This window comes from Pseudolabrys sp. Root1462 (genome assembly GCF_001426945.1).
Taxonomy (GTDB): Bacteria; Pseudomonadota; Alphaproteobacteria; order Rhizobiales; family Xanthobacteraceae; genus Pseudolabrys.
Genome location: NZ_LMFS01000001.1, coordinates 67,419 through 92,596 on the forward strand (window position 1 = coordinate 67,419; position 25,178 = coordinate 92,596).

28 protein-coding genes and 1 pseudogene are annotated in these 25,178 nt (G+C 61.7%); 16 read left to right on the forward strand and 13 right to left on the reverse strand.

Annotation, left to right across the window (positions count from 1 at the left end):
* Positions 1-51: 51 nt before the first annotated feature.
* Together ASD45_RS00285 and ygiD are read right to left on the reverse strand one after the other, a co-directional pair.
* The gene (locus ASD45_RS00285; protein WP_056909653.1) at positions 52-612 is read right to left on the reverse strand and encodes an NAD(P)H-dependent oxidoreductase; all 561 of its coding nucleotides are present in this window, start codon (positions 610-612) and stop codon (positions 52-54) included.
* A gap of 37 nt (positions 613-649) precedes the next feature.
* The gene (ygiD, locus tag ASD45_RS00290; protein WP_056909654.1) at positions 650-1,420 is read right to left on the reverse strand and encodes a 4,5-DOPA dioxygenase extradiol; all 771 of its coding nucleotides are present in this window, start codon (positions 1,418-1,420) and stop codon (positions 650-652) included.
* 413 nt (positions 1,421-1,833) lie between these two features.
* Between ygiD and ASD45_RS00295 the strand changes: the two genes are divergently transcribed.
* Positions 1,834-2,244 carry a DoxX family protein gene (locus ASD45_RS00295; protein ID WP_056909655.1) on the forward strand — a complete coding sequence of 137 codons (411 nt, stop codon included), beginning with the start codon at positions 1,834-1,836 and terminating at the stop codon, positions 2,242-2,244.
* Positions 2,245-2,348: 104 nt separating this feature from the next.
* Here the strand turns inward: ASD45_RS00295 and mscL are convergent, their stop codons facing one another.
* Positions 2,349-2,774, reverse strand: coding sequence for a large conductance mechanosensitive channel protein MscL (mscL, locus tag ASD45_RS00300; RefSeq protein ID WP_056912505.1), 426 nt, complete (start codon positions 2,772-2,774; stop codon positions 2,349-2,351).
* Positions 2,775-3,087: 313 nt separating this feature from the next.
* On the opposite strand from mscL, the gene ASD45_RS00305 reads away from it, so the two are divergent.
* On the forward strand, positions 3,088-3,327 hold the full coding sequence (locus tag ASD45_RS00305) for a hypothetical protein (protein ID WP_056909656.1): 240 nt from the start codon (positions 3,088-3,090) through the stop codon (positions 3,325-3,327).
* Positions 3,328-3,720: 393 nt separating this feature from the next.
* Here ASD45_RS00305 and ASD45_RS22840 read toward each other — a convergent pair.
* Both ASD45_RS22840 and ASD45_RS22845 read right to left on the reverse strand, forming a co-directional pair.
* Positions 3,721-3,903 (reverse strand): annotated as a pseudogene (locus ASD45_RS22840) (GreA/GreB family elongation factor); the annotation flags it as partial.
* A 447-nt stretch (positions 3,904-4,350) separates the two neighbouring features.
* The gene (locus ASD45_RS22845; RefSeq protein ID WP_082540901.1) at positions 4,351-4,812 is read right to left on the reverse strand and encodes a helix-turn-helix domain-containing protein; all 462 of its coding nucleotides are present in this window, start codon (positions 4,810-4,812) and stop codon (positions 4,351-4,353) included.
* Positions 4,813-4,881: 69 nt separating this feature from the next.
* Here ASD45_RS22845 and ASD45_RS00310 point away from each other — a divergent pair, with 69 nt between their 5' ends.
* On the forward strand, positions 4,882-6,132 hold the full coding sequence (locus ASD45_RS00310) for an MFS transporter (protein ID WP_056909657.1): 1,251 nt from the start codon (positions 4,882-4,884) through the stop codon (positions 6,130-6,132).
* Positions 6,133-6,216: 84 nt separating this feature from the next.
* On the opposite strand, the gene ASD45_RS00315 is transcribed toward ASD45_RS00310, so the two are convergent.
* The gene (locus tag ASD45_RS00315) at positions 6,217-6,891 is read right to left on the reverse strand and encodes a GntR family transcriptional regulator (RefSeq protein WP_056909658.1); all 675 of its coding nucleotides are present in this window, start codon (positions 6,889-6,891) and stop codon (positions 6,217-6,219) included.
* 191 nt (positions 6,892-7,082) lie between these two features.
* Here ASD45_RS00315 and ASD45_RS00320 point away from each other — a divergent pair, with 191 nt between their 5' ends.
* The 13 genes from ASD45_RS00320 to ASD45_RS00375 all read left to right on the forward strand — a co-directional run bounded on the left by ASD45_RS00320 (position 7,083) and on the right by ASD45_RS00375 (position 18,817).
* Positions 7,083-7,784 carry a fumarylacetoacetate hydrolase family protein gene (locus ASD45_RS00320; RefSeq protein WP_056909659.1) on the forward strand — a complete coding sequence of 234 codons (702 nt, stop codon included), beginning with the start codon at positions 7,083-7,085 and terminating at the stop codon, positions 7,782-7,784.
* Positions 7,785-8,660, forward strand: a complete 876-nt coding sequence (locus ASD45_RS00325; RefSeq protein ID WP_056909660.1) for a polysaccharide deacetylase family protein — start codon at positions 7,785-7,787, stop codon at positions 8,658-8,660.
* A gap of 29 nt (positions 8,661-8,689) precedes the next feature.
* Positions 8,690-9,919, forward strand: a complete 1,230-nt coding sequence (locus ASD45_RS00330) for an MFS transporter (RefSeq protein WP_056909661.1) — start codon at positions 8,690-8,692, stop codon at positions 9,917-9,919.
* Between the two features lie 5 nt (positions 9,920-9,924).
* Positions 9,925-10,857 (forward strand): ABC transporter substrate-binding protein, encoded by a 933-nt coding sequence (locus tag ASD45_RS00335; RefSeq protein ID WP_056909662.1) that lies wholly within the window; start codon positions 9,925-9,927, stop codon positions 10,855-10,857.
* A gap of 34 nt (positions 10,858-10,891) precedes the next feature.
* Positions 10,892-12,082, forward strand: coding sequence for a M24 family metallopeptidase (locus ASD45_RS00340; RefSeq protein WP_056909663.1), 1,191 nt, complete (start codon positions 10,892-10,894; stop codon positions 12,080-12,082).
* 375 nt (positions 12,083-12,457) lie between these two features.
* The gene (locus tag ASD45_RS00345; protein ID WP_056909664.1) at positions 12,458-12,928 is read left to right on the forward strand and encodes a RidA family protein; all 471 of its coding nucleotides are present in this window, start codon (positions 12,458-12,460) and stop codon (positions 12,926-12,928) included.
* The gene (locus ASD45_RS00350; protein WP_056909665.1) at positions 12,925-14,502 is read left to right on the forward strand and encodes a sugar ABC transporter ATP-binding protein; all 1,578 of its coding nucleotides are present in this window, start codon (positions 12,925-12,927) and stop codon (positions 14,500-14,502) included. The genes ASD45_RS00345 and ASD45_RS00350 overlap by 4 nt, the downstream gene beginning before the upstream one ends.
* Positions 14,499-15,500: an ABC transporter permease gene (locus tag ASD45_RS00355; protein WP_082540550.1), complete on the forward strand. Its 1,002-nt coding sequence runs from the start codon at positions 14,499-14,501 to the stop codon at positions 15,498-15,500. The genes ASD45_RS00350 and ASD45_RS00355 overlap by 4 nt, the downstream gene beginning before the upstream one ends.
* 32 nt (positions 15,501-15,532) lie before the next feature.
* Positions 15,533-16,507, forward strand: a complete 975-nt coding sequence (locus ASD45_RS00360) for a substrate-binding domain-containing protein (protein ID WP_056909667.1) — start codon at positions 15,533-15,535, stop codon at positions 16,505-16,507.
* Positions 16,508-16,574: 67 nt separating this feature from the next.
* Positions 16,575-16,736, forward strand: a complete 162-nt coding sequence (locus ASD45_RS22850) for a ribbon-helix-helix protein, CopG family (RefSeq protein WP_082540551.1) — start codon at positions 16,575-16,577, stop codon at positions 16,734-16,736.
* A complete protein-coding gene (locus ASD45_RS00365; RefSeq protein WP_056909668.1) occupies positions 16,736-17,665 on the forward strand; it encodes an urea carboxylase-associated family protein in 930 nt (309 codons plus the stop codon). Before ASD45_RS22850 ends, ASD45_RS00365 begins: the two co-directional genes overlap by 1 nt.
* Positions 17,666-17,794: 129 nt before the next feature.
* A complete protein-coding gene (locus ASD45_RS00370; protein WP_056909669.1) occupies positions 17,795-18,391 on the forward strand; it encodes an XRE family transcriptional regulator in 597 nt (198 codons plus the stop codon).
* A gap of 21 nt (positions 18,392-18,412) precedes the next feature.
* Positions 18,413-18,817 carry a Rid family hydrolase gene (locus ASD45_RS00375; protein ID WP_056909670.1) on the forward strand — a complete coding sequence of 135 codons (405 nt, stop codon included), beginning with the start codon at positions 18,413-18,415 and terminating at the stop codon, positions 18,815-18,817.
* Between the two features lie 20 nt (positions 18,818-18,837).
* On the opposite strand, the gene ASD45_RS00380 is transcribed toward ASD45_RS00375, so the two are convergent.
* From ASD45_RS00380 to ASD45_RS00410, 7 genes are read right to left on the reverse strand one after another with little or no spacing between them, the layout of a single operon-like run.
* Positions 18,838-19,827, reverse strand: coding sequence for an amidohydrolase family protein (locus ASD45_RS00380; protein ID WP_056909671.1), 990 nt, complete (start codon positions 19,825-19,827; stop codon positions 18,838-18,840).
* A gap of 3 nt (positions 19,828-19,830) precedes the next feature.
* Entirely contained in the window at positions 19,831-21,216 is a 1,386-nt protein-coding gene (locus tag ASD45_RS00385) for an amidase (RefSeq protein ID WP_056909672.1), read from the reverse strand.
* Entirely contained in the window at positions 21,213-21,416 is a 204-nt protein-coding gene (locus tag ASD45_RS00390; RefSeq protein ID WP_056909673.1) for a hypothetical protein, read from the reverse strand. Before ASD45_RS00390 ends, ASD45_RS00385 begins: the two co-directional genes overlap by 4 nt.
* A gap of 8 nt (positions 21,417-21,424) precedes the next feature.
* Entirely contained in the window at positions 21,425-22,129 is a 705-nt protein-coding gene (locus tag ASD45_RS00395) for an ABC transporter ATP-binding protein (protein WP_056909674.1), read from the reverse strand.
* Positions 22,122-22,877, reverse strand: coding sequence for an ABC transporter ATP-binding protein (locus ASD45_RS00400; RefSeq protein ID WP_056909675.1), 756 nt, complete (start codon positions 22,875-22,877; stop codon positions 22,122-22,124). The genes ASD45_RS00395 and ASD45_RS00400 overlap by 8 nt, the downstream gene beginning before the upstream one ends.
* A 56-nt stretch (positions 22,878-22,933) precedes the next feature.
* Positions 22,934-24,190: an ABC transporter substrate-binding protein gene (locus ASD45_RS00405; RefSeq protein WP_056909676.1), complete on the reverse strand. Its 1,257-nt coding sequence runs from the start codon at positions 24,188-24,190 to the stop codon at positions 22,934-22,936.
* 19 nt (positions 24,191-24,209) lie between these two features.
* The gene (locus ASD45_RS00410; protein ID WP_056909677.1) at positions 24,210-25,178 is read right to left on the reverse strand and encodes a branched-chain amino acid ABC transporter permease; all 969 of its coding nucleotides are present in this window, start codon (positions 25,176-25,178) and stop codon (positions 24,210-24,212) included.

Consider the following 25,178-nt stretch of genomic DNA (forward strand, 5'->3'; position numbering starts at 1 on the left):
GGCCGACAAAGCTAATGGATGTTTGTTTTGCGTCGGCCATGAGATTTTCCCTTACGGTTGAATGTTCGCCGCGACCCACGCGGCATAAGCCTGCATGAAGCTTTCGAGAAATTTGCGCGTCCCGTCGTTCGTGAGCTTACCGGACGCGTCAAACAACTTGTCGGCGGCACCGAGATAGGCTTCCGGCTGTGCCATAGTAGGAACGTTCAGAAACACCAGCGACTGTCGCAGATGATGATTGGCGCCAAATCCCGCGATGGCGCCCGGTGACGCGCTGACGACCGCGCCAGGTTTGCTGTTCCAGGCGTTCTTGCCATAGGGCCGCGAGCCGATGTCCAACGCATTCTTCAGTGCGGCGGGCACCGATCGATTGTGTTCCGGCGTCACAAAGAGAACCGCGTCGGATGCCTTGATCCGCTCACGAAATTCTGTCCATGCCGCAGGCGGATTTTCATCACTGTCCTGATTGTAGATCGACAAGTGCCCGATATCGACGATGCTTAGTTTCATTCCCGCAGGCGCAAGTTCGGCGAGCGCGTTCGCCACCTTCCGGTTGATGGAATCCTTTCGGAGGCTGCCGACGATCACGGCGACGTTGCGTGTCTTATCCATGAGGCACTTTCCTTGTTCTGGTTGAATTTGTCAGTAACTATCCGATTTGCACCGACAGCATGGAGATCGACCCGCCATCGACACCCTCGACCGGGAAGTGGATGCGGTCGCTTTGCTGTCCGGTTGCAAGCACGTAGAGCAGCGGCAGATAATGATCTGGAGTGGGGATCGAGAGCGCTGCATCTTTCCCCAGGGTCTCGTAGTTGATGAGGGGGGTGAGGTCGCCGGTAAGGATCATATCCTTCGCCGCAGCCTCGAACCGAACCGCCCAGTCGTAAGGATCGCGTGGATGCCGTCCCCACGCGTAAGTATGGAGATTGTGCACAAGGTTGCCGCTGCCGACGATCAGAACGCCTTCATCCCGGAGCCGCGCAAGCTTTTTGCCGACCTCAAAATGAAACGACGCAGGCTTGGTCTCATCGATGCTGATCCGTACGATCGGGATGTCTGCTGCGGGATAAACGTGCCTGAGCACCGACCAAGTCCCGTGATCCAATCCCCAAGAATTGTCGAGCTTTACCTCTAGGGGCGATAGTAGCTTCTGCACGCGGAGCGCCAGCGCGGCGTCGCCAGGAGCGGGATATTGGATCTGATAAAGTTCCGAGGGAAATCCGCCGAAGTCGTGAATGGTCTTAGGCGCTGTCGAGATCGTCACGCCGGTTTCAGGAACGAACCAGTGTGCGGAGATGGAGAGGATTGCCTTTGGTCTTGGCGTTTCCAGTCCAATGCGCCGCCATGCTTCCGTGTAGCCATTGTTGGCAACCGCATTCATGGGATTGCCATGACCGAAAAGGATTGCAGGCAGCATATGTGGCCTTTTTACGCTGATCGATCTCCTATGTCTTCGCGTATCCTGCTTCTCGCAGCTGGCGTGAATGAAGTGACCCGCGCCCAAATAACTTACAATGTCAGCTTGATGTTTGAATTGTGCTCCCATGCTGGGGGATTAGCAACGGAGGAAACCGCTCACGCTTTCGTGACGAAATACGATAGTTGGCGGAAGATATCGGTTGTCCGACATCTCAATTTGCATGCGAGGCTCGCCTTACCGCTGCCCGTCTTGGTGGCGTGCCTGCTTCAGCGCATATATTTTGCGTAACCTACTCGTTGGCTTGTTGTTGGCTTCGGTTCGTGTCCGGCTCAATGGTTTCTTCGACCATGGTATACAAGTTGGCTTTCGACTAGATTGCTTACTGTGCTGAGCATTCCAAGGAGACTTCCATGTCGCGCGCGGAACTCGTCCAGTACGGTACCTTTCTTTTGCGCCTAGCCTTGGGAACTTTGTTTTTGGCGCATGGCTCGCTCAAATTGTTCGTCTTCAAGCCCGCCGGGACGGCGGCGTATTTCCGCTCGCTCGGCCTGCCCGGTGTCGTGGGTTATCTAACGATACTGGGTGAATTAGGCGGCGGGATATTGCTAGTCTTTGGCATCGCTACAAGTCTGGTGGCGATCGCGCTCGTGCCGCTCATCATAGGCACAATTGTTATGGTGCACGGCTCTAAGGGCTGGATGTTTTCCAACGAAGGTGGCGGATGGGAATTTCCGGCTTTCTGGGCGTTGGCCCTCGTAGTCCAAGCGTTGCTTGGCAGCGGCGCTTATTCACTTGGGCAGATGTTCAATATTGGTTGGTAGTGACTGTCGACCAATAGGTTCAGTTACCTCGACGAGGCGATGTGGCCTTGCGAAGTAAGGTAAACAATGTCCAGCCTCGATATCTTGGGTTGGGTGCTTCTGAACTAAACGGACCGACGAGCTAGCAGGTCGCGAATTTCTTCAAGCAGCTTTTCGGTGGGGCTCGGCGGTGCGGGAGCCGAAGGTTGAGCTTCTTCCTTTTTCTTCATTTTGTTGATGCCTTGAATCGCTAGAAACAAGACGAACGCGATAATCAAGAAGTTCAGTGTGGCGGTGATGAAGCTGCCATAAGCCAAGACCGCTCCTGCCTTCTTTGCATCGGCGAGCGGCATACCGGTTTTAACCGCCGCGCTCAGTGGCGTGTAGTAATTCGAAAAATCGAGGCCGCCTGTGATCGCGCCGATCACCGGCATGATTATGTCGCCTACTATCGAAGATACGATTGCTCCAAAGGCCGCGCCAATGATAACACCGACCGCGAGATCAACGACATTTCCTCGCAAGGCAAATTTTTTGAACTCAGCTAGCATCTCAATCTCCTCTCCCAAAAGGGTTGGATTGCCTCAGAAAAACTTTCCACTCTTCAGGCGTGGCTAGATTGAAGGCTACGCTTGCACGGAACTATTGTCGATAAGGCCTCCTTGAACCCGATATTGCGGGCGCTCTTATGCCCGTAACCGCCTATCTGGCCGGTCAACGCTTGGCTAAACGCATTCTGCAAAAAATGATTGCCCGAGCTGGCTGAATGGTCAGAATAAGAAGGTGACAGTCATGCTGACTGACGATAGCGCCTGATCCTGGAAATCGGAAATTGAAGGACTTATCAACCCAAGGAGAATAGCGATGAAAGGACTTGTTCTTACGGTCGCCTTCGTATTGGCCTCAAGCGCCGCATTTGCGGATTCATGTAAAATCGAAGCGGGCAATAAGAAGCTTGCCGGTGCGGCAATGAACAGCTTCATGAAAAAGTGCGAGACCGATGCCGCAGCGTCCTGCGACAAAGCTGCGGCCGAGAAAAAATTGGCTGGAGCTGCAAAGACCAGCTTTACTACTAAATGCGTCAAAGACGCTGTCGGCAGTTGAACGTAATCGTTATGAAGTTGACCCCAGCGGGTGAGCTCGTTGGGGTCAATTTTTATCCAAATGGTAAAGGATAATAGCCATTCCTCTCAGCGGAGATTGATAGCAGTGCAACTTCATGCGTGAGAACATTAAGCCGAAACTCTACGGCATGAACAGCAGTAATGATAAATGGGAGGCGATGATCTATTCCTCGTCTTTTCGAATTTGACGGCCAATCTCGTCTTATCCGCGTTGCGCGCTGTAGAAGAGCAAAAACATCAGCCCGCAGCCTATGACGATAGTAACGAAAATACCCCCGACCATTGAGCCTATCGCAAATCCACTTATCTCGACGTCGCCTGCGCTGTTCTAGCCGACGATCATAGGCCGCCCCCTCTTTCGTTTCGCGGGCTTTTAGCTCGAATTCGCCACACCGTTGGCGCCCCCAACCTGCAGGACGGTCAACGAACGCCAGCCGCCGGTAGGCGTCTCCCATTCGATCGATTGCCCGACCGATAGGCCGATTAGCGCCGCGCCGACCGGCGAGAGGACCGAGAGCTTGCCGTCGGCGAGGTCAGCCTGGTCGGGATAAACGAGGTTAAGCTGAGCGATGCTGTACGGACCAATATGAAGAAAGACAGCGATCCTGTCGTAATCGCGGAAGAAGTGGTCGCTTCACTTACAAGGCCGTGATTGCAGGCGCACCACAGCGACGGCTTGAATATTGCAGAGTACTCGCGGCGGCTAAATAGCTTTGAATGTCGCCTTCTGGCACTTAGCCGACAAACCGACCCCGTCCGAATTTGTCGCCTTTTGGACCAACAGCAGACAAAGGGCTGAGCAGGGTACTCAACAGATGCGTAGCGAATGACCCATGAGCGACAAAATGGCCGCCATACTAAGGGCGAACTATTCCAAGTTCCGAGGAACCCATAATGTCGCGCTGAAAATTATATCGTAATTTCAATAACATAATAGTTCGCAGTTTTATTCCGACTGGCGCGCCATTTAAGTCAGATGCTTCGCAAGCCGACGCTTGCTCCCTTAAGCGGCTGTCAGCGGCCGTCGCCTCTGGCCTCGCTTCTTGAGCAGTTCAGCCTTTCGCGCGCGTCCGCCGCGCTTGCCTGCCACGTCAACGAGCCGCCGGAAGGTGGGGCACTCCATATGCGAAGGCGCGGGGCATTCCGCGACATGTCGGAGCGTGTCGCGCAGCGCAGCCAATTCGCGTATCTGACGATCAAGCTCATCAGCCCTCTTTCGCAGTGTCTTGCGCGGAATTTGCGGAAGTCCATTGCGGCCGAACATGCCGGCGATCTCGTGAAGCGAGAAACCCGCGGATTTTCCCATGGCGATCAGCTTCAGCTGTAACAGCACCTCCGGCGAAAACTGCCGACGCAGCCCGTGCCGTGCAACTGAACAGATCAGCCCGGCCTCCTCGTAGTAGCGCAGCGCCGACGGCTTGATACCGCTCCTTGCGGCAACCTCTCCAATATCCAGCAGCTTCACGCTTGACCTCAAGTTGACTTGAAGTGGCAGGGTGCCCGCAGACCCGCATTTGGGCAAGAGGGCACGAGCATGGAAAAGGTGGAATCTCCCGCAACGACGGCGTCTTCAGCCGGTATCACCATCGCACTCTCCCTTGCGATGCTCCTGGCCTCGCTTGGCACCAGCATAGTCAATATTGCGCTGCCAATACTGGCTGAGGCGTTCGCGGCGCCGTTCTCCGAAGTTCAGGCGGCCGTCGTCGCCTATCTGGCGGCTCTAACGATCTCGGTGGTGGTCGCCGGGCGGTTCGGCGACAGCCGCGGGTTAAAGCCCATGCTTGTTGCCGGGCTTGTCATCTTCGCTATTGGAGCGTTGCTGTGCGCGATCGCGCCAAGTCTGTGGTTTCTGGTCGCTGCGCGGACTCTGCAAGGCATCGGCGCTGCTTTCCTGATGACGCTTTCAATGGCCCTGATGCGACAGACCGCGACCGAAGCGCGTGTCGGGCGGGCGATGGGTCTGCTTGGTACCGTATCGGCGGTCGGGACGGCGCTTGGACCCGCGCTCGGCGGTTTGCTGATCTCGGTGACGGGGTGGCGCGGCATCTTCTGGTTACAAGTCTGCCTGACGGTTCTTGCGCTGATCGCCGTCGTCACCACGCTCCCGAACACGCGCCGAAAAAACGGGCCATCCGCCAGCTTGCGCTCGGTAGTCGATCGAGGCCTCGCGCCAAACATCCTCGTCAACATGCTCGTGGCTGCCGTCATGATGACGACACTGGTGGTTGGTCCCTTCTATCTCAGCCGTGGCCTCGGCTTGGAAGCAGGAGAGGTCGGATTGATCATGGCGGTTGGCCCTGCCATTTCAATCTTCAGTGGGGTCCCGTCCGGTCGGCTTGTCGATTCCTGCGGAAGCCGCCGCATACTCGCCGCCGGGCTGATCCTGCTCACTGCCGGATCCTTCTTGCTCGCGCTCATGCCGAACATGGTGGGTGTCGTCGGCTATCTGGTGTCCATTTTCGTGCTGACCCCCGGCTACCAGCTCTTTCAGGCCGCTAACAACACCGAAGCACTCGCGGATGTGCCCAAGGAAAGACATGGAACAGTCTCGGGCGTTCTCAACCTGTCGCGCAACATAGGCCTGATCGCGGGCGCATCAATCATGGCCAGCATCTTCGCCATCGGTGTCGGAACTGGAGAGTTCACTAACGCCACCGCCCCGGATATCGCCGCAGGGATGCGCCTGACTTTCCTGATCGCCGGCGCAGTAATGCTCGGAGCAATCGGCATCGCAGTTGCACCGAGCAATCTCGCGAAAAGAAGTCCGGAGAGTATGAGCGGATGAACGATCTGGAATGATCCGGAAGCGTTCAGAGGACCTGAGCCGGTAGGTCCGGCGCAGTTCGCCTGGATCCCGTGATTGGCTTCGTTAGCGCTTTCGCAGGCTGCGGATCATCGACAGCTTGACGGCCAGAACATGCTGGCGCATCTGGCTCTCGGCCTCTCGCGGCTCGCGGCCGAGGATCGCCTCGTATATTCGATGATGCGATTCATGGCGCTTGCGTATGTCGTCCAATTCGAATGCCATCACATTGTGAGCGGAAGCCTGTGGCATGCGCTGGCAAAGCCGCACGACCTCCTGGATCAGACTGGATCCCGCCGCCTCGAATATCGCACGGTGGAAGGACTGATTGACGGCGGCATAGGCGGTCCGCTGCGCCTCGGCTGATGAGCGCCTCTGCAGCACCACGTCGCCCTCCGCCAGGATTTGCTCCAGTCGCTGCCGAACTTCATCGGTCACTCCCCGCTCGGCCGCCAGCCTCGCCGCCAGTCCTTCTGCAAGCGAGCGCATCTCAAAGGCGTCGATGATGTCAGAGACCGGGAATTCGCGAACGGTGAAACCCTTGTTGGGTGTGTGATGCAACAGGCCCTCGCCGGCCAGCATCTGGAGTGCGGCGCGAACCGGTGTGCGCGAGACCTTGAGTTCTTCGCTCAGGCGGACTTCGTTCAAGCGGCTGCCGAGCTTGAACTTTCCGTCGAGCAGGCGCTGACGCAGGTGCTCGAGGAGCCAAGCCCCCTGGCGCTTGGTTTTGCGGTCGATCATCGCGCTTCTTGCCATGTTGATAGGCACCGCCGCCCGGCTCGTGGTCGTCCGCCGCCAATCTCGATTCGCCCACCATATGCGCGGTCCTGCCTGTCGCATAGGCATATCTGCATACAAACAGTCATTGACGATGGCAAAGTGTGTACACTAGGCTGCATTGAAACAATGAATGTATACAGCTTGGTTGTGCCATGTCGGATCGTTTTGTCGTCGCCCCTACCGTTCACGCTTTGCCAGTCACCGGCTCTTCGGACCTTTTCGCCGTCCGTCGCATTTACTGCGTCGGCCGTAACTACCTGGATCATATTCGTGAAATGAAGGAGGCGGATGAGCGCGATCCGCCCTTCTTCTTTCAGAAGCCGACCGACGCCTTGGTCCAGAATGATGCGACCGTTGCGTATCCGATGGACACGCAGGATTTTCAGTTCGAAATCGAACTCGTCGTCGCCCTCAAGGCCGGCGGCCGCCGCATCCCGGTCGAGGCGGCGGAGGCGACGATCTTCGGTTATGCCGTTGGCCTCGACATGACGCGCCGCGATCGTCAGCGCGAGGCGCGGGACCGTTCGCTGGCCTGGGAGATGGGCAAGTCGTTCGACCAATCGGCGCCGTGCAGCGCGCTCTTTCCCGTGTCGGCGGTTGGACATCCCAAAAGTGGCTCGATCACGCTTTCGGTCAACGGCCAGGAGCGGCAGCGAGGTGATCTCTCGCAGCTGATTTGGAATGTGCCCGAAATCATTTCCAAGCTGTCGCACCAGTACGAGCTTAAAGCCGGCGATCTGATCTACACCGGCACGCCCGCCGGCGTCGGCCCCGTCGTGCCGGGCGATACGCTCGTCGGCGAGATCGACCGCGTCGGGCGGCTGACGATCACGATCGGTCCGGAGGACAAATAGATGTTGCCAAACGAGCGTCTCAAGTATTCGCCGATTTCGCAACGCAAAGCCCTGACGTTGCCCAATGGAGCGCGCTGCGTCGTCTGGGTGATCGTCAATATCGAAGAATGGAATCCGCTGGAAACGATGCCGCGGACCGTGTTGACGCCTCCGGCCGGAGGAGCGCCGATGCCCGACATTCCGAACTGGGCTTGGCACGAATATGGCAACCGCGTCGGCTTCTGGCGCATCGTCGACGTGCTCGACCAGCTCGGCCTGCCGGCGGCACTGGCGATCAACGGTTCGGCGATCGCCGCCTACGAGCCGATCTCGCGCGCCGCCCTAGACCGCAAATGGGAGTTCATGGGGCACGGCTTCTCGCAAAAGAATATGCAGAAGGTCGCCAATGAGCGCGAGGATATCGTCAAGACACGCCAGGCCATCGCCGATTTCACGGGTCGGCCCCCGCGCGGCTGGCTCGGCCCCGGACTGACCGAGACCTGGGAGACGCCCGACATCCTTGTGGAGGAGGGCTACGACTACGTGTGCGACTGGGTGCTCGACGACCAGCCGGTGTGGCTCAAGACCAAGACCAAGCCGATCTTGAACGTGCCTTACACGCAGGAGTGCAACGACGTTGCCATGATGCTGATTCAGCATCATACCGCCGCTGAATATCGCAATCGCGCCGTCGACCAGTTCGAACAGATTTACGCGGACGCCGCCGGTTCGGCTCGCGTCATGGCCTTGGTCGTGCACCCGTACATCATGGGCGCTCCGCATCGCCTGCGTTATTTCCGCGAGGCGCTGGAGCACATCAAGAAACACTCGGACGTCCTGTTCTGGACCGGCGAGCAGATACACGACTGGTATGTCGGCAACAATCCCGCAGCTTGATCGGCGCCTTAAACAGGAAGAGTCACCTCATGCAAAAGTCGATTGAAACCGTCAAACCCGCCACAGCCTATGTGCTCGTCGGCGCGGGAGTGTTGATCCTGTCCTATTGCGTAAATGCGATGGATCGCACGCTGTTTCCTCTGCTGCTAACCGATGTGCGTCGCGAATACGGCCTCGGCCTGCCCGAGGCTGGCCTGCTGTCGACCATCTTCACCCTCGGCATGGCCGTCGCGGGTTTGCCCACCGGTTATCTGCTGTCGCGCTATTCGCGCAAGGCCGTGATCCAGATCGGCATGCTGATCTATTCTGCCGGCACGATCATCACCATCATGTCGTACGGCTTTTCCGACATGCTGGTGTACCGCGCTCTCACCGGCGTCGGTGAGGCCATGCAGCTGACCGCACTGCTCGCCGTGTTCTCGAGCTACTTTGTGCGGCATCGCGCGGTTGCGGTCGGTGCGCTCAACTATGCTTATGCATTCGGCGCCATCATCGCGCCGATGCTCGGCACGAAGCTGCTGGTCAGCTACGGCAGCTGGCACGCGCCCATGATCGCGTTTGGGGTGCTTGGCTTCGCTTTGATGATCCTGGTGGCCGTGCTCGTCCGGTCCTGGCTCAGCGAAGCAACCGGCGAAGCCCAGGCCCATGCCGCCCTCGGCGGCGCCGCCACGCTGCAGAACCGAAATACCTACGTGCTGACGGCCCTGAGCGTCGTATTCGGCCTGGGCCTGTATGGCTATCTCGGCATGTATCCGACCTTCCTGCGTGAGCAACTGCACTTTGCGCCGTCAGACATTGGCCGTGTGATGAGCAGCTACGGGCTCGGTGTGCTCGTGTCCGCGCTGGCGGGCTGGCTCGGCGACCGATTCTCGCCTCGCGTTGTACTCAGCGTGAGCTTCTTGGCCGCTGCGGTTATTTCCGCCGCCTTGTTCAACGGGCCTGCCGCAGTTGGCACGCAAGCGGCCTTGTCGTTCTGTCTCGGCATGGCCTTCAGCGGTACAATTTTCGTCAATCTCGCCGCCTATCACGTCAAGGCGGTGCGCGGCGAACTTGCGGGTCGTGCCTCCGGCGTATTCGTGACCTCGGTCTATGCGTCGGCGACGGTCGCCGGCTATCTCATTGGCTGGCTCGTCAAGCTGTTCGGCTGGAGCACTGCCGGTGACGTCCAGCTTGCCGCGTTGTGCTTGCTGGCCGCCGTCCTGTCACTGTTAGTCCGTCCCGACTTGATGACTCGCCGTTTCGTCGAGCAGGCTTCGTGACCGCAATGTCGGAGCTGCCGCAACTCACAGTCAACGTCTTCCCGGGAGGCTTCAACTGGGGGCTCTATGTCGGCATCGACCAGGGCTTCTTCACCGGGCAGGGGATCGGTATCTCCGTGCTGCCGACACCGAATTCGGTCACGCAAATGACCGAACTGTCGGAAGGGAAGTTCGATATCGCGATGACGGCGGTCGACAACATCGTCGCCTATCGGGAAGGACAGGGCGAGGCCCCGATTGGGGTCCAGCCCGAATTCTTCGCGTTCATGGGCAGCGACAGCGGATTTCTCCGCCTGGTCGCAGCCGCGGTCATCGGATCGATCGGAGATTTGCGTGGCAAGCTGCTGTCCGTGGATGCGATGACAACGGGTTACGTCTTCGTTCTTTACGACATCCTGCGGCGCAACGGGATGAATCGGGACGATTATCAGCTTCGGCGCGTCGGCGGCATGATCCAGCGCCTCAACAGCATGCTGGACGGCAACGAAGTAGCGACGCTGCTGTCCGCGCCCTACAACCTCGTCGCCACGTCGCGTGGGCTGACACAACTCGTCTCCGCGGTCTCCGTCATCGGGCCTTATCAGGGCAATGTCGCCGCTGCGCGGCGCTCCTGGGCCGAGGCTAATCGCGACAAGGTCGTTGCGTTCATCCGGGCTTATCGACAGGCGATCGCGTGGCTCTACGCACCGGGCAATCGCGGGAACGCGATCGCGACACTGGTGCGGCACGTACCGGGAATGACGCAGGATCTTGCGGAGCTGAGCTATTCGGAACTGCTGGCCCCGGAAGACGGCTTCTTCCGTGAATGCAGGATCGATCTTGCCGGGCTTCGCTGCGTGCTCGAATTGCGCAGCCGATATGCGCTGCCGCGCAAGGATCTGACCGATCCAATGGCCTATTGCGATCTCAGCTATTTCGAACAGGCGACGGTCGGCTGACCGATCGCGCCCGCATCAAAAGAGGTTGTGCGAAATGATCAACGTACCGCCGTTGCCCGAGCAACTCGAGCGCTTGTCCCGCACCGAATATCCGCGATTTTCAGACGCGGAGATGCGGCGCCGGCGCGTGCTTGTCGAAGCCTTGCTCAGCGACAGCAACTGCGATCACTTGATCTTCTGCGGGGCGCAACGCTCCGGCTCGGTCGTACAATGGCTGACTCACTGGCCGGTGACCGCCGAGGCGGTAGGCGTTTTTACGCCTGGCGAGCGCACCGCGATGTTTGTGCAGTACGTCAACCACGCGGAGTTGGCGGGCATTATCGCGAAGGACAGCGATGTCAGCTGGGGCGATCCGACTTCGGTTGCAGCTGTTGTCGCGGAGCTGAAGAAGCGCAGGGCGAAGCCGGGGCGTATCGCATTCATGGGCCCGCTTGGGGTGCGCCAGTATGAAGCGCTGGCGAATGAGTTCGGGCGCGTTCATGACCTCAACGCCGACTATGTGCGGCTTCGGCAAGTCAAGTCTGACGAAGAACTCGACTGGTTTCGTATCGGCGCCTATTTCGCAGATCTTGGCATGGCCGCGCTGCGGAATCACCTGCAACCCGGGATCAGCGAAATCGAGCTTGGCGCCATAATCGAGCAAGCCTATGTGCCGCTTGGTGGCGGTCACGCAATTCATTTCGTCGGCACCACTCCAATGGACCAACCTACGGTGCCGGTGCCGCGGCAATATGCGTCACGCCGGCGCATCGAGGTCGGCGACGCGGTGAGCGCCGAGATCAGCGCCGCATTCTGGGATCACTCCGGTCAGGTCCTGCGCAGCTTCACTGTGGGGCGGGAGCCGAATTCGCTGTACCGCGACTTGCATCAAGCGGCGGACGCCGCCTTCGACGCGGTCTGCCGGGTGCTGCGACCCGGCGCTCGACCCATCGAGGTCATTGAGGCCGCCGGGGTCATAGAAGCTGCCGGGTTCACGATCATTGACGATCTGCTGCACGGTTATGGCGGCGGTTACCTCGCCCCAATTCTCGGCAGCAAGAGCCGCCCTGCAGGTCCGGTCCCGACTGAACCCTTCCGCCTCGGCCAGACGGTTGTGGTGCAGCCGAACGTTGTCACACGTGACCGCAAGGCGGGCGTGCAGATGGGTGAGTTCATGGTGATCACCGACAGAGGACCAGAACGCCTGCATCGCTATCCGCGCGGATTTGAAGTGATTACGGTTTGAGTCCGGCAGCAAGAACCGCACTCATCGAGATATAATTTACGGTGCGGCGGCGAGCGGCAGCGGTTAGTCGTTTAAGCCGACGCCGAGATATTTCGCTCACGTAGCGCAAGGCGCTGCTGAGGGCGACGCGGAAGCGCGGCCTTCCGCTCGATCGCCGGCAGCATCAATATAAACCCTTACCTCTATTGTGGACGCCTTGTTTGCGGCGACGCCGATTCCATCGGCGTGCTGTCCGGCCGCTATCCCATGCCCACTCGATGGCTCAAAGCGGAGGAAAGCGCTGACCAAAATATAGACCGCGGCTGCATATTAAAGTGACTTGCATAGGATGCATGAACATTTACAATTCATCCATCGACGGTAGGAGAGACCTGCATGAAGGATCTCGCTTCAGGGGCGGCAGCACCGCTCTCGCGTTACGCGCCCTTCCGCCGCGCCGGAGATATCGTTTATTTCTCCGGCATTATCGCCGCCGACCCGGCGAGCATGCGCATCATCAAGGGTTACGCCGATCTTCCGCCGGAGGCGCGCAAGATCGCCGGCGAGATCGGCGAGATGTCGTCTGATCTCAAGGACGGCCCGATCGCCGCGCAGTCGTGGTGGGTTTTGAACAGCTTGCGTCTCACGGTCGAGTCGGCCGGAGGCACGCTGAACGATGTGGTCAAGCTCACGCAGTTCTTCCGGAATTTGCGAGACTTCCCGATCTACAACCGCATCCGCGCCACGTTCTTCGAGATGCCGCCGGCGAGCACGGTGGTGCAGGTCTCTGAGCTGCTGCCGACCTCGGAAACGCTGATCGAAGTCGAGGCCGTTGCTTACATTCCACTCAAGGAGCGCCAGCCGTGACCTCGATCCGTCCGGCACCCGAGGCCACCGCGTCCGCGCAAGACGGCATTCCGCTCGTGGCGCTGCGCGATCTGGCGAAGGGCTATCCCGGCGTGCGGGCGCTGCGCGGCGTGTCGCTCGACCTGCGGCCGGGCGAAGTTCACGCCCTGGTCGGCGAAAACGGCGCCGGAAAATCGACGCTGATCCGCATCCTGTCGGGGGACGTCAAGCCGGACGGTGGCTCGATCGAGATCACGGGGACGACCACCGTGTTCGACAGCCCGCGCGATGCGCGGGCACGGGGCATCGTGACGATTTTCCAGGAACTGATGATCGCGCCCGATCTCAGCGTCGCGGAAAACATCTTTCTCGGCAACGAGCCAGGGCCCGGGCTTTTATATTCCCGCGGCAAGGCCGAGCGGATGGCTGCCGAGGTGCTCGCCGAACTCGGCGTCGGCTCCCGCATCGATCCGTCGGAACGCGCCGGCAACCTGTCGACCGCCCGGCGTCAGCTTATCGAGATCGCGCGCGCCCTGGTGCTGCGCGCGCCGGTCATCGTGATGGATGAGCCGACGGCGGCCCTGTCGGAGCACGAGGCGTCGGCACTGCGCGGCCTGATCATGCGAATGCGCGCCGAGGGCACCAGCTTCCTTTACGTCTCGCACCGGCTCGACGAGGTGATGGAGATCGCGGACCGGGTCACCGTGCTGCGCGGCGGCGAGCACGTCGCAACGATGAATGCGTCGGCGATCAAGGATACGGCCGAGCTGATCGGTCTGATGGTGGGCCGGCCGATGGCCGAGCTCTTCCCGCCGCGCAACGAAACGATCGGCGACGTCGTCTTGAGCGTATCGGGCCTGACCCGGCACGGCGCGTTCCACGACGTCGGCTTCCAGGTGCGCGCGGGTGAAGTCGTCGGCTTCGCCGGACTGGTCGGCGCCGGCCGCACCGAGGTCATGCGCGCCATCTTCGGCGCCGACGCGCTCGACGCCGGCGAGATCCGCAAGGACGGAGCGCCGATCGTCATCAGGAGCCCGCGCGACGCCATCGCCCGCGGCATCGCCTATCTCCCCGAGGACCGCAAGGACCAGGGCCTCGTGCTGACTATGTCAGGCACCGAGAATGTGATGATGGCCTCGCTCGATCAGGCCTGCGTCGCTGGCTTCGTGTCTGGGCCCGCGATGCGCAAGGCGGCACGACGGACCGCCGACAGCCTCCAGTTCAAAGGGCAGCTCGATGCGCCGGCGGGAACGGCGTCCGGCGGCAATCAGCAGAAGCTCGTCATCGGCAAGTCCATTCTGACGGGCGCCAAAGTTCTTATCTTCGACGAGCCGACGCGCGGCATCGATGTCGGCGCCAAGGCGGAAATCTATCGCCTGATCCATGAACTGGCAGCCAATGGTGCCGCGGTGATCATGGTGTCCTCCGAACTGCCGGAGCTGATGGGCACCTGCCATCGCATCTATGCAATGTCGGGCGGCCGCATTCGCGACGAACTGTCGCTCGCCGAGTTCGATGAGAAACGCATTCTGGCTGGAGCCTTCGCCGCTCATATGGCGCCGCAGGCCAGCTTGCGCGGGGTGGGAGCATCATGACGATGATTGTCTCGGAGAGGGGCCCGGCCCGCAACGACAGCCGCATTAAGCCGCTCGCCTTCCTTCAGCGCTACGGCCGGGAGATCGGTTTGCCGATCATCGTCGCGCTCATGGTGCTGGTCTTCTCCCTCAATTCCGCGGTGTTCATGTCGCTGCCGAACTTCCGCAACATCGGCGTGTCGGCCGCGGCCCTTGCTGCGGTCTCTTTCGGCCAGACCTTCGCCATCCTCACCGCGGGGCTGGATCTGTCCGTCGGCGCTATCGTCGCGCTGGTCAGCATCGTCGGCGCCCTGGTCATGCGCGACCACGGCGTGGCAGCCGGCGTGGCGGCGGCGCTTGCCACCGGAGCGGCCGTCGGCCTGGTAAACGGCCTGGTCATCACGCGATTCAAGGTCTTTCCGTTCATCGCCACGCTGGCGATGATGTCGATCGTCTCGGGGCTGGCGCTCGGCCTGAGCGGGGGTGTCGCGGTCACCGGCGTGCCGGGAGCGTTCTCGAACCTGGCCTATGCCCGCACCTTCGGCGTGCCGGTGCCGGTCGTCATCTCCGTCGGCGTGCTCGCGGCCTGTATCGTCATCCTGCGCTTCACCAAGCTTGGCCGCCGCATTTACGCCGCCGGCGGCAATGAAGAAGCGGCGCGTCTGTCGGGCATATCGGTCGGCAGCGTGAAGATCGCCGCCTATGTGCTCAGTGGCCTTTGTGCCTCGGTCGGTTCGCTCATTCTCACCGCACGCGTTGCCTCGGGACAACCGTCGCTCGGCGCGACGCTGCCGCTGGAGTCCGTCGCGGCAGTCGTGCTCGGCGGCGTCTCCTTGTTCGGCGGACGCGGCTCGGTGGTCGGCGTCGCCTTCGGCGTGCTGTTCATCAGCATCCTCTCGAACGGCCTCAACCTTCTCAACGTTCCTTCCTACACGCAGATGATGGTCATCGGCGGGGCGCTGATCCTCGCGGTCTCGCTCGACCAGATCTTCATCGGCGCCAAAGCCGGCAGAAAGTGAGCTTGGTAATCCAACATGACAGGAGAGATCAGATGAAGTCTCGCGTCGTTCACAAGACCTGGCTGGCAGCGCTCGCAGCCGCCGGTTTCGCGCTCATGGCCGCGCACCCCGCTCAGGCCGCCGACAAGATCGGCGTGACCATGCCCAATATCAAGGGCCCCTGGTTTACGCCGGTGCTCTATGGCATCTCGGACGAGGCGAAGAAGCTCGGCTATGAGGTCACGATCCAGGATGCCGGCGGCTACGCCAACGTCGACAAGCAGGTGAGCCAGTTCTCCAATCTGATCGTGCAGAAGGTCTCGGCCATCCTGATCGATCCGGCGAATCCATCCTCGTTCAACGGTGTCGTGCGCGAGGCGAAGGCCGAAAAGATTCCGGTGATCGGGGCGGGCAGCCCGATCGCCGCCAGCGACGTCGAGGCCGATGCCGCTGCATCGTCGAGCCACTGCAACATCGGCCACGAGTTGGCCAAGGGCGCCAAGACGTTGCTGCCGAACGGGGGCACCATTGCCGTGCTCGCCGGTCCGCCGGGCGCCTTCTGGGCCTCGGATCGTCTGCGTTGCTTCAAGCAGGATCTCGCCGGCGGCAACATCAAGATCATCGCCGAACAGACCAGCGAGCAGGACCCGGCCGTTGCGCTGTCACTCGCCAACGATTTCCTCCAACGGTTTCCTGATGTGAACGTGCTCTACGGCGCCGACGACACTTACGGCGTCGGCGCGGCGCGCGCGGCGCAAGGCGCCCAGAAGTGCGGCAAGGTGAAAATCCTGTTCGCCGTGCTCGGCGAAGCGGCCGAGGAGATGATGCGGGCAGGTTGCGCCGACTACGTGGTGGCGCAGCAGCCCGTCGTCATCGGCCGCACCGCGGTCCAGCTCATGGATGCGGTGGTGAAGGGCAAGCCGCTGCCGTCGAAGAGTGTCGAAGTGCCGCTCATCCCGGTCACCATGGCGAACCTGGACAGCATCAACAAGACCGGCATGCAGGCCCCGAAGGGCTGGACGCCGTAACTGACGCCGACCTGTCGCCCCCACGCCGCTCACGGCGTGGGGGACGACACTGAGGGAGCAGGGCACTATGGCCACGACGAAGGTGAAGCTGCGTCTCAATCAGCAGCAACTCGAACTGATCGACAACACCATCAAGGCCGGCGAGAGCAACAGCCGGGATGACCTGGTGCGGCGCGCCCTGCGCGAGTTTGCCAAGGCCCGGCTTCCCGCGGCGGAAGAGGATAAGTAATGCCGAGCGACCGCAAGCTGCTTCAGGAAATCGTCATCCTGCCGGGTACCGGAAAGGCGCTGGAAATGCGCCGTGGCCAGGTCTTGCGCATCGCGCAGACGGCCGGCCGGCAATGTGCCGACTTCAACTGCTTCAATCTGCACGATTACAAGGAATTCTTCCACACCGGCCGGACCCGCCATCTCCACGGGATGCACCCCACCAAGGGCGATTTCCTGTGGTCCGCGCCGCCTCGCGAACGTCCGATGATGGCGATCATCGAGGACACCGTCGGCACCAACGATGTGCTCTATCCGCGCTGCAGCGCTTTCCTGTTCGAGCACCATTACGGGCTCGCCGTGCATACGAACTGCCATGACATCCAGGCGGAGGCACAACGCGAATACGGCCTCACTCCGGACGACGTGCATGACTCATTCAATTTCTTTATGCACACCGGCATTTCGTCGGACGGTCATCCCTACATCGCGAAGAATACGGCCAAAGCCGGTGATTATGTCGAACTGCTGGCGCTGATGGACGTCCTGGCGGTACCGAATGTCTGCGGCGCTGATGTCATGATGACGAGCGATTTCGAGCTGAAGCCGCTCAAGCTGAGCGTATTCGAGGCGTCCGATGCCGATTGGGCCAAGGTCACCGAGCCGCCCCGCATGAAGAACCAGCGCAATCCGGACATGTTCAAAATCAAGAGCATCAAGGCCGATCGCGAACTGTACAAGGACGCCGCCTATCAGCCCGATTTCACCAACGTCCCGATCGAGATCTCGGAGGTCGAAGTCGACCTCAACGACGAAGAAATGGCATTACTGTCGCGGCTGGCGGCCACCGGAAAATATGGCGAAACCGATGCCGAGGTGCTGCGCTATGTCTTCCATACTTGGTGGATCGACAAGTTCATGCGCGGGCCCAAGCACGTGCCCAAGGATTGAAGTTTGACGAACTCCCCTGGGGACCGCAGGCGACACGTGTGGGCATCGAAACGGTTTGAACCTATAAACCAGATCGGACGACCGGCTGCACCGGCCGTCCAGTCCATGAACGGTCCTGGGAAGCAACGAATGAAGGCTGCGGCTCGGAAGAAGGCGAACGGCGTCAAGACGCCTGAAGGTCGGGTCGGCCTGAAGATGAAGCATATGAGGCTGCTCAAGGGGCTGACCTTGAAGGAGCTGGCGGGCCTCGCACATTGTTCGGAGTCGATGCTGTCTCGTATCGAGAACGGCAGCGCCAATCCGTCGATTAAGACCATGCACCGCGTCGCGCTCGCGCTGAACATGCCGGTTTCCGGTCTGTTTCAGGGTTCGGATGACGACGACGAGAATGTCGTTCTGCGTCAGGGCGAACGCCCGACCGTTCAGGCCGGACAGGGCAAGGGACACAAGCTCGAGGCGCTGATCCCAAGCCGACGCGGCAATCTCTTGTCCGGCTACATCAACGACATCGAGCCGGGCGGCGGCAGCGAAGGCATCATCAAGCACGAAGGCGAAGAATTCGGCTACGTGCTTGAGGGTGAGCTCGATTTGGTCGTGGACAAGAAGAAATATCGGTTGCGGGCCGGCGACAGTTTCCATTTCCGCTCGGAGCGGCCGCATTCCTACACCAACAGCCGGAAAAAGGTGGCGCGCATTCTGTGGCTCAACACGCCGCCATCATTCTGAATCAGTACGGGAGACCCTGACGTGGACAAGAAATTCATTCACCCGCCGGAGCTTTTCAAGCATCCGGCCTACAGCCGCGTCATAACGGTCACCGGCCCCAGCAAGATGATCTTTATCGCGGGCCAGACGGCTTCCGACGAGAACTACAAGCCGATGTTCGTCGGCGACATGCGCGGGCAGTATCAGCGTGTCATGGAGGCTCTGACGATCCAGTTGAAGGCCGCCGGCGCGACCTGGGACGATGTGGTTTTCCGGCGCCTGTTCGTCCTGGACATGGACGCTTTCATCAAGATCCAGACCGACCCGTCGATGAGCTTTCCGTGGCATCCCGACCGGCCGCCGCCGAGCACGCTCATCGGCGTGACGCGGCTGTCGCATCCCGACTTCCTCATCGAAATCGACCTGATGGCCGTCACCAACGGCTGAGTCGCGACGAAGTCCGCGCTTTATCCGATGCGGAACAGTCGCGCCGCGTTGTCGTGGAGAACGCCCTGGCGGTCGGCAGCCTTGATGCCTGCTTTGTCCAAGGTGCCGACCGGATCGTCATCGCCCATGTCGAACGGGTAGTCCGAACCCAGCATGACGCGGTCGGCGCCGACGGTTTCGACGAGGCGGGCGACCAGCACTGGGTCGAAGACGCAGGTGTCGTACCAGAAGCGCTTCAGATAAGTCGAAGGCGCTTGCGGGCACAGCCTGCGCACTTCCGGTCGCGCCTTCCAGGCATGATCGAAGCGACCGGCATAAAACGGATAGAAGCCGCCGCCATGGGCGATGATGACGTCGAGATTCGGGTGGCGGTCGAGCACGCCGCCGAGGATGAAATGCGAGATCGCGATGGTCTCTTCGAGCGGCTGCGCCACGGTGTTGACCATGAAGAACGGACTTAGCCGCTGGCCGTGCGAAAATCCGAGCGGATGAACGAACAGCGGCGCGTGCAACTCGGCGAGTCGCTTGTAGAGCGGATCGAAGGCCGCATCGGACAGTTCCAGCGCTTCGACGTGGCTGTCGATCTGGAAGGCGCGCAGGCCCAGCGTCTCGACGGCATGAACGGCCTCCTCGATGGCGCGCTTGGGAAAGCGCATCGGCAGTGTGCCCATGGCCACGAAGCGCGCTGGATCCTGTCCGGCCAGCGCGGCGAGGTCCTCGTTCTGGACCCGCGACAGCGCGACCTGTCGCTCTTCGTCGGCCCAGTAATGTTGTTGAGCCGGGGCCGGGGCGATGACCTGAACATCGACCCCCATGCGTTTCATGGTGCTGCGCCGTTCGTCGAGGTTGAGCATCCGCTCAGGAACGATCTTGCCCTGTTCGACATCGGTCGCCGCGCTTTCCGGCGACATGTCGCGGATATACGGGTTCGACTTCGGATCGAACACGCCGGCGATCAACGGATTGACGCGGCGGCTGAGCGCATGGGTGTGCATGTCGATGACAGGCATGGGTCAGTTCCAGTTCAGGTCGGCGGAAGGCGGGATGCGGGTGTGCCAGTCGGTCGCCTCCTGATAGGCGGCGGCCGCGTTCAGGATCGTCGTCTCGGCGAAGGGACGTCCGATAAGCTGAAAGCCGATCGGAAGCCCGGCGCTGTCGAAGCCGCAAGGCACCGATGCGCCCGGCAGACCGAGATAATTGATGCCGCGGGTGCAATGCGTCACTGAGGCGATGGCGCGCGCGACATCGGCCGGCGTTCCTTCTGTCGTCGCCGCAATCGTCGGCACCGGCACCGGAATCGCGGGAATGAAGGCGAGGTCCGCACCGCCGAGGCAGGCAGCGAGCCATTCTTCCGTTAACGTTGCGCGCATCGCCAGCGCCTCGACATAGCGCGTCGCCGGATAGAACAGGCCGGGCTCGATGCGGGCGCGCACCTGATCGGCATAGTCGCCGGGGCGCTCGATCAGCCAGCGGCGATGGATGGTCGCGGCCTCGACGCTCATCACGAGATGCATCATGGCGTTGATCAGCGCCATGTCGGGCGGCGCTGTCTCGACCAGCGTGGCGCCGCGATCGCGGAAGACCGCCTCTGCCTCGCCCAGCGCCTTGGCGATTTCGGGGTGCAGGGTCTCGCGGTAATAGCCACCGGGCAGAGCTATCGTCATGCCGCGCATGTCGCCCGCCACAGTGAATTCGCGGCCGGTGAGCACGCTCATCATCAAAGCGGCGTCGCGCGCGGTTCGCGTCAGCGGGCCGGGGCAATCGAGCGAGGCTGACAGCGGCATCACGCCGTCGCCCGGGACCAGCCCCCAGGTCGGCTTCAAACCGACCAGGCCGCACATCGCGCCGGGGTGGCGCAGCGAGCCGCCCGTGTCGGTACCGAGCGACGCGGCAACGCAACGCGCGGAAACGGCAATGCCCGAACCGGACGACGAGCCGCCCGGCACATGCGCGGCATTCCAGGGATTGAGCGGATGGCCTTCGTGCTCATTGTAACCGGTTGGGCTGAGGGCGAACTCGGCCAGTTGCAATCGGCCGATATCGAGCGCGCCGGCGGCATCGAGCCGCTCGATGACGGTCGCGGTTGTTTCGGCGCGAAATCCGGAACGGATCTTCGCGCCGCCTTCGGAGAGTTCGCCCTTGCGATAGAATAGGTCCTTGTGCGCCAGCGGCACGCCATGCAGCGGGCCGGGCGCGGCACCGGCGGCGCGGGCCTTGTCGGCGGCGCGCGCTGCTTCAAGGGCGCCGGTGCGGTCGAGCCGCTTCACGGCCTTGAGCTTGCGTCCGACCGTCTCGAGGCGATCGAGCGCGACCGTTGTCGCCGCTTCCGACGTCAGGTCGCCGGAGGCGATGGCGGAAGCTAGCGCGGTGAGATCGAGCGTTGCGACGCTAGCCGTCATTTCGAGCGCCGGGACGTGTCGAGGACCGCGAGCCATTGCGGGAAGGCGTAGGGCGTGCTGTCGAACGGCAGGGCCGTGGCGGCGTCGGCGATGCGCTTGTTGGTGTCGGCGACCAGGGACGCCGAACGTTCCGCACGCGCGCCGGTGCCGGGAACGCCGTTGAAATCGGCCGCAATCCGTCGCAGCAGGTCGTCGTCCATGGCGCCCCTCAATGAACGCCGAGATGCTTCATCAGCGTCTCGGTCTGTTGCGCCATCACTTTGGCGTCGCCTTGATGAACGACCTTGCCGGTCTCGAGAATGTAGACGCGGTCGGCGACCGCCAGCGCGCTGTAGAGGTTCTGTTCGACCAGCAGGATCGACAGGCCCTCGCGCTTGAGGTCGAGCACGATGCTTTCCAGGTGCTGCACCATGACCGGCGCGAGGCCCTCCGACGGCTCGTCCATCAGAATGAGGTCCGGATCGATCATCAGCGCGCGACCGACCGCCAGCATCTGCCGCTCGCCGCCCGACAATTGCCCGCCGCGATGATTGCGGCGTTCGGCCAGGCGCGGGAAAATGCCGAACACACGCTCGACGGTCCAGCCGGTCTTGACCCGTGCGCCTTTCAGCATGGTCAGATGCTCGATGACGCTCAGCGAAGGGAACAGCCGCCGGCCCTGCGGCACGATGGCGATCTTGCGCCCGGCGATCTCATGAGGCGTCAGCCCGACGAGGTCGTGGCCACGCCAGCGCACGCTGCCGCCCGTAACGCGCGGCGGCGTGAGACCCATGATCGAGCGGATGAGGGTGGTCTTGCCCATGCCGTTACGGCCGAGCAGGGCGACGACCTCGCCCTCGCCGACATCGAGCGACACGCCGCGGACGACCTGCGCCTCACCATAGCCGCTGTGCAGATCGCGAATCTCAAGCATGGCGCGGCTTTCCGAGATAGACTTCCTGCACCCTCTGGTCGTTGCGGATTTCCGAGGGCGGCTCCTCAACCAGCACCTGACCTTCGTGCAGGCAGGTGACGAAATCGACGAGGCCCAGCGCGAGGTCCATGTCGTGCTCGATGAGGATCACGGTCAGTTCGCGGCCGAGCGAGCGGATGATCTCGGCGACAATGGAACGCTCGGCCGGCGACAGACCGGCGGCCGGCTCGTCGAGCAATAACAGGCGCGGCTCGGTGACGAGCGCCAGCGCGATTTCAAGCTGACGCTGTTCGCCATAGGACAGCTCTTTGACCGGTATGTTCGCACGCTCGTGCATGCGCGAGGCCTCCAACGCGGCGGCGATGCGGCGAGCCTCGCCCGCATCGGCGTCCGGCGAGCCGAACAGCGAAAACTTGCGCGGCGACAGCCCGCGCACGGCCAGGATCATGTTGTCGCCGACGGTCAGCGTCGGGAACAGGTTGGTGATCTGGAAGGTGCGCGAAATGCCGAGCCGTGCGCGCTTGTGCGGCGGCAGCCGCGTGATCGTGTGGCCGTCGAACACGATCTGGCCGGACGTCGGCTGGATCACGCCGGTGATCGCATTGAACAAGGTTGTCTTGCCGGCGCCGTTCGGGCCGATGATGGCGCGGCGCTCACCCTTCGGGACGGCAATCGTCACGCCATTGACGGCCTTCAGCGCGTCAAAAGCGACCTCGACGTCGGTCAATGACAGGATGATGTTGCTCACGACATGCTTTCGTTATCCGGGCGCGGCGTCTCCGCCGCGCCCGCTTGCTGAACCGATCAGGTCTTCTTGATGCCCTGGAAGTTGCGCGAGTAGGGCGGCTGCTTCATGTAGGTCGCCGGGTCGTATTTCCAGAATTGCGACACCGCCGGATAGGTCTCGACCGGCACGTTCCAGAACTTGCCGTTCGGCGCCTTCTTCACCTCGCGGATATAAACGTCGTAGATCGGGTTGCCGTATTCATCGAGCTTGACCGTCTTGCCGAGCGGCGAGTTGTCGAGTTCGGTCTTGAGTACGGTGTCGATGAAGGCACTGCGGTCGTCCAGCTTGCCCTTGAGCGTCTCGATCGCCTTAGACACCCACATCACACCCGAATACATCGAGAAGCCGTAGAGCGACGGCGTCTTGCTGTACTTGGCCGTGTATTCCTTGACGAAGGCTGCGGTCGCCGGATTGTCGGACCCTTCGGCGAAGTGCGCCGCCGAGACGATGCCTTCGCACTCCTCGCCGAGCGTGCGGATCACCGACTGATCGGTGGCGTTCATGGCGCCGAGCAGCGGAATCTTGCCCTTCAGCCCGAAGCTCGCATACTGCGTGATGAAGCGCGTCGCGTCGGCGCCGGTCTCCATCGCGAACACGGCGTCGACCTGCATGTTGGCGATCTGGCCGAGATAGGGGCTGAAGTCCGCGGTGTTCAGCGGATGCCAGAACTGTTGCACGATCTGGCCGCCGCCTTCGGTGAAGACCTGGGCGAGCCCGCCGCATTGTTCGTGGCCGAACGTGTAGTCCTGACCGACGGTGACGATCTTCTTGTAGCCTTTCTTGAGCGCCCAGTCGCCGAGCGGATGCGCGAACTGGCTGGCAGAGTAGCCGGCGACGCGGATGACATTCTTGATGCGGTCGCGTTGCGTCAGGTCGTCGGCCGCGATGATCGGGATGAAGTAGGGCGTGCCGGTGCCCTTGACGTAGTTGGCGACCGCGAGGCCGGTATTGGCGAGCAGGTTGCCGATGAGGAAATCGACCTTGCCTTGTTCGACCAGTTTGCGTGCCTTCTGGATCGAAGTGTCCGGATTGGAGCCGTCATCTTCAATAACGAGTTCGATCGGCCGGCCGGCGACCTTGTTGCCCTGCTTCTCGAAAAAGAACTGGACGCCTTCGACCATTTCCTTGCCGCCGGAAGCGACAACGCCGGTGAGCGGCGCCAGCACTCCGACCTTGATGGGGGCGTCGGCGGCGCGTGCCGCCCACGGGCTGATGCCAAAGCCGGCCGCGGCGATCGTCAGGCCGGAAGTCTGCAGAAATTTTCTACGATCCATTGTCTGTCCTTTCTGGGTGTCAATGCTTCAGGCGTGCCACAAGGGCACGGATCGTCCCGACAATGCCTTCCGGTGCGAAGATCATGATCAGGATAAAGGTCACGCCGAGTACGGTCTGCCAGCGTTCGGTGTAGGAGCTGGCGATGTTCTCGAGCGCGATGATCGCCGCCGACCCGACGAAGGCGCCGAACAGGGTTCCGACGCCGCCAGCGATGGTCATCAGCAGCGCTTCGACCGACTGGGAAACCGCGACGGTGGATGGGCTGACGAAGCTGTTGAACAGCGCGTACATCGCGCCCGCGGCGCCGGCGAAGAGGCCGGACACCGTAAAGCCGATGAAGAGATGAAGCGACACATCGTAGCCGAGGCTGCGCATGCGGCTGTCGCTGTCGCGGATGCCGCGCAAAGTCAGCCCGAAAGGCGAGCGCACGAAGCGCCAGATCGCCAGCGACAGCACGGCAGTAACGGCAAGCACCATCCAGTAGAAGGCGCGGTAGTCGGAAAGCAGCGCCGGGCGGATGGCGCCGCGCAGGCCATTTTCGCCTCCCGTCACTTGCGTCCAGCGCAGGCAAATGCCCCAGACGATCATGCCGAGCGCAAGCGTCAGCAGAAGGAAATAGACGCCGGAGGTGCGCACAGCGAGCAAACCGAACACGGCGCCGAGCGCGGTCGCTGCCAGCACGCCGAGCAGGCAGGCGACGAGAGGCGACAGACCGGCAGTCATCACCGCGTAGACAACGACATAGGTTGAGACGCCGAAGATCGCCCCGTGGCCGAGCGAGGTGCGTCCGGCGAAGCCTGCAAGAATGTCGATCGACATCGCCAGCAGGCCGAAGATCAGCACTTCGGTGGCGAGGCCGAGGTGGTAGGTCGACAGCATAAGCGGCAGCAGCGCCGCCACCGTGATCACGGCCAGGGCGGTGATGATGGCGCCGGTGCTCAATGAGCGCGGTGCGCCGATGGCCGGTGAGGCGGTGATGTTCGACAC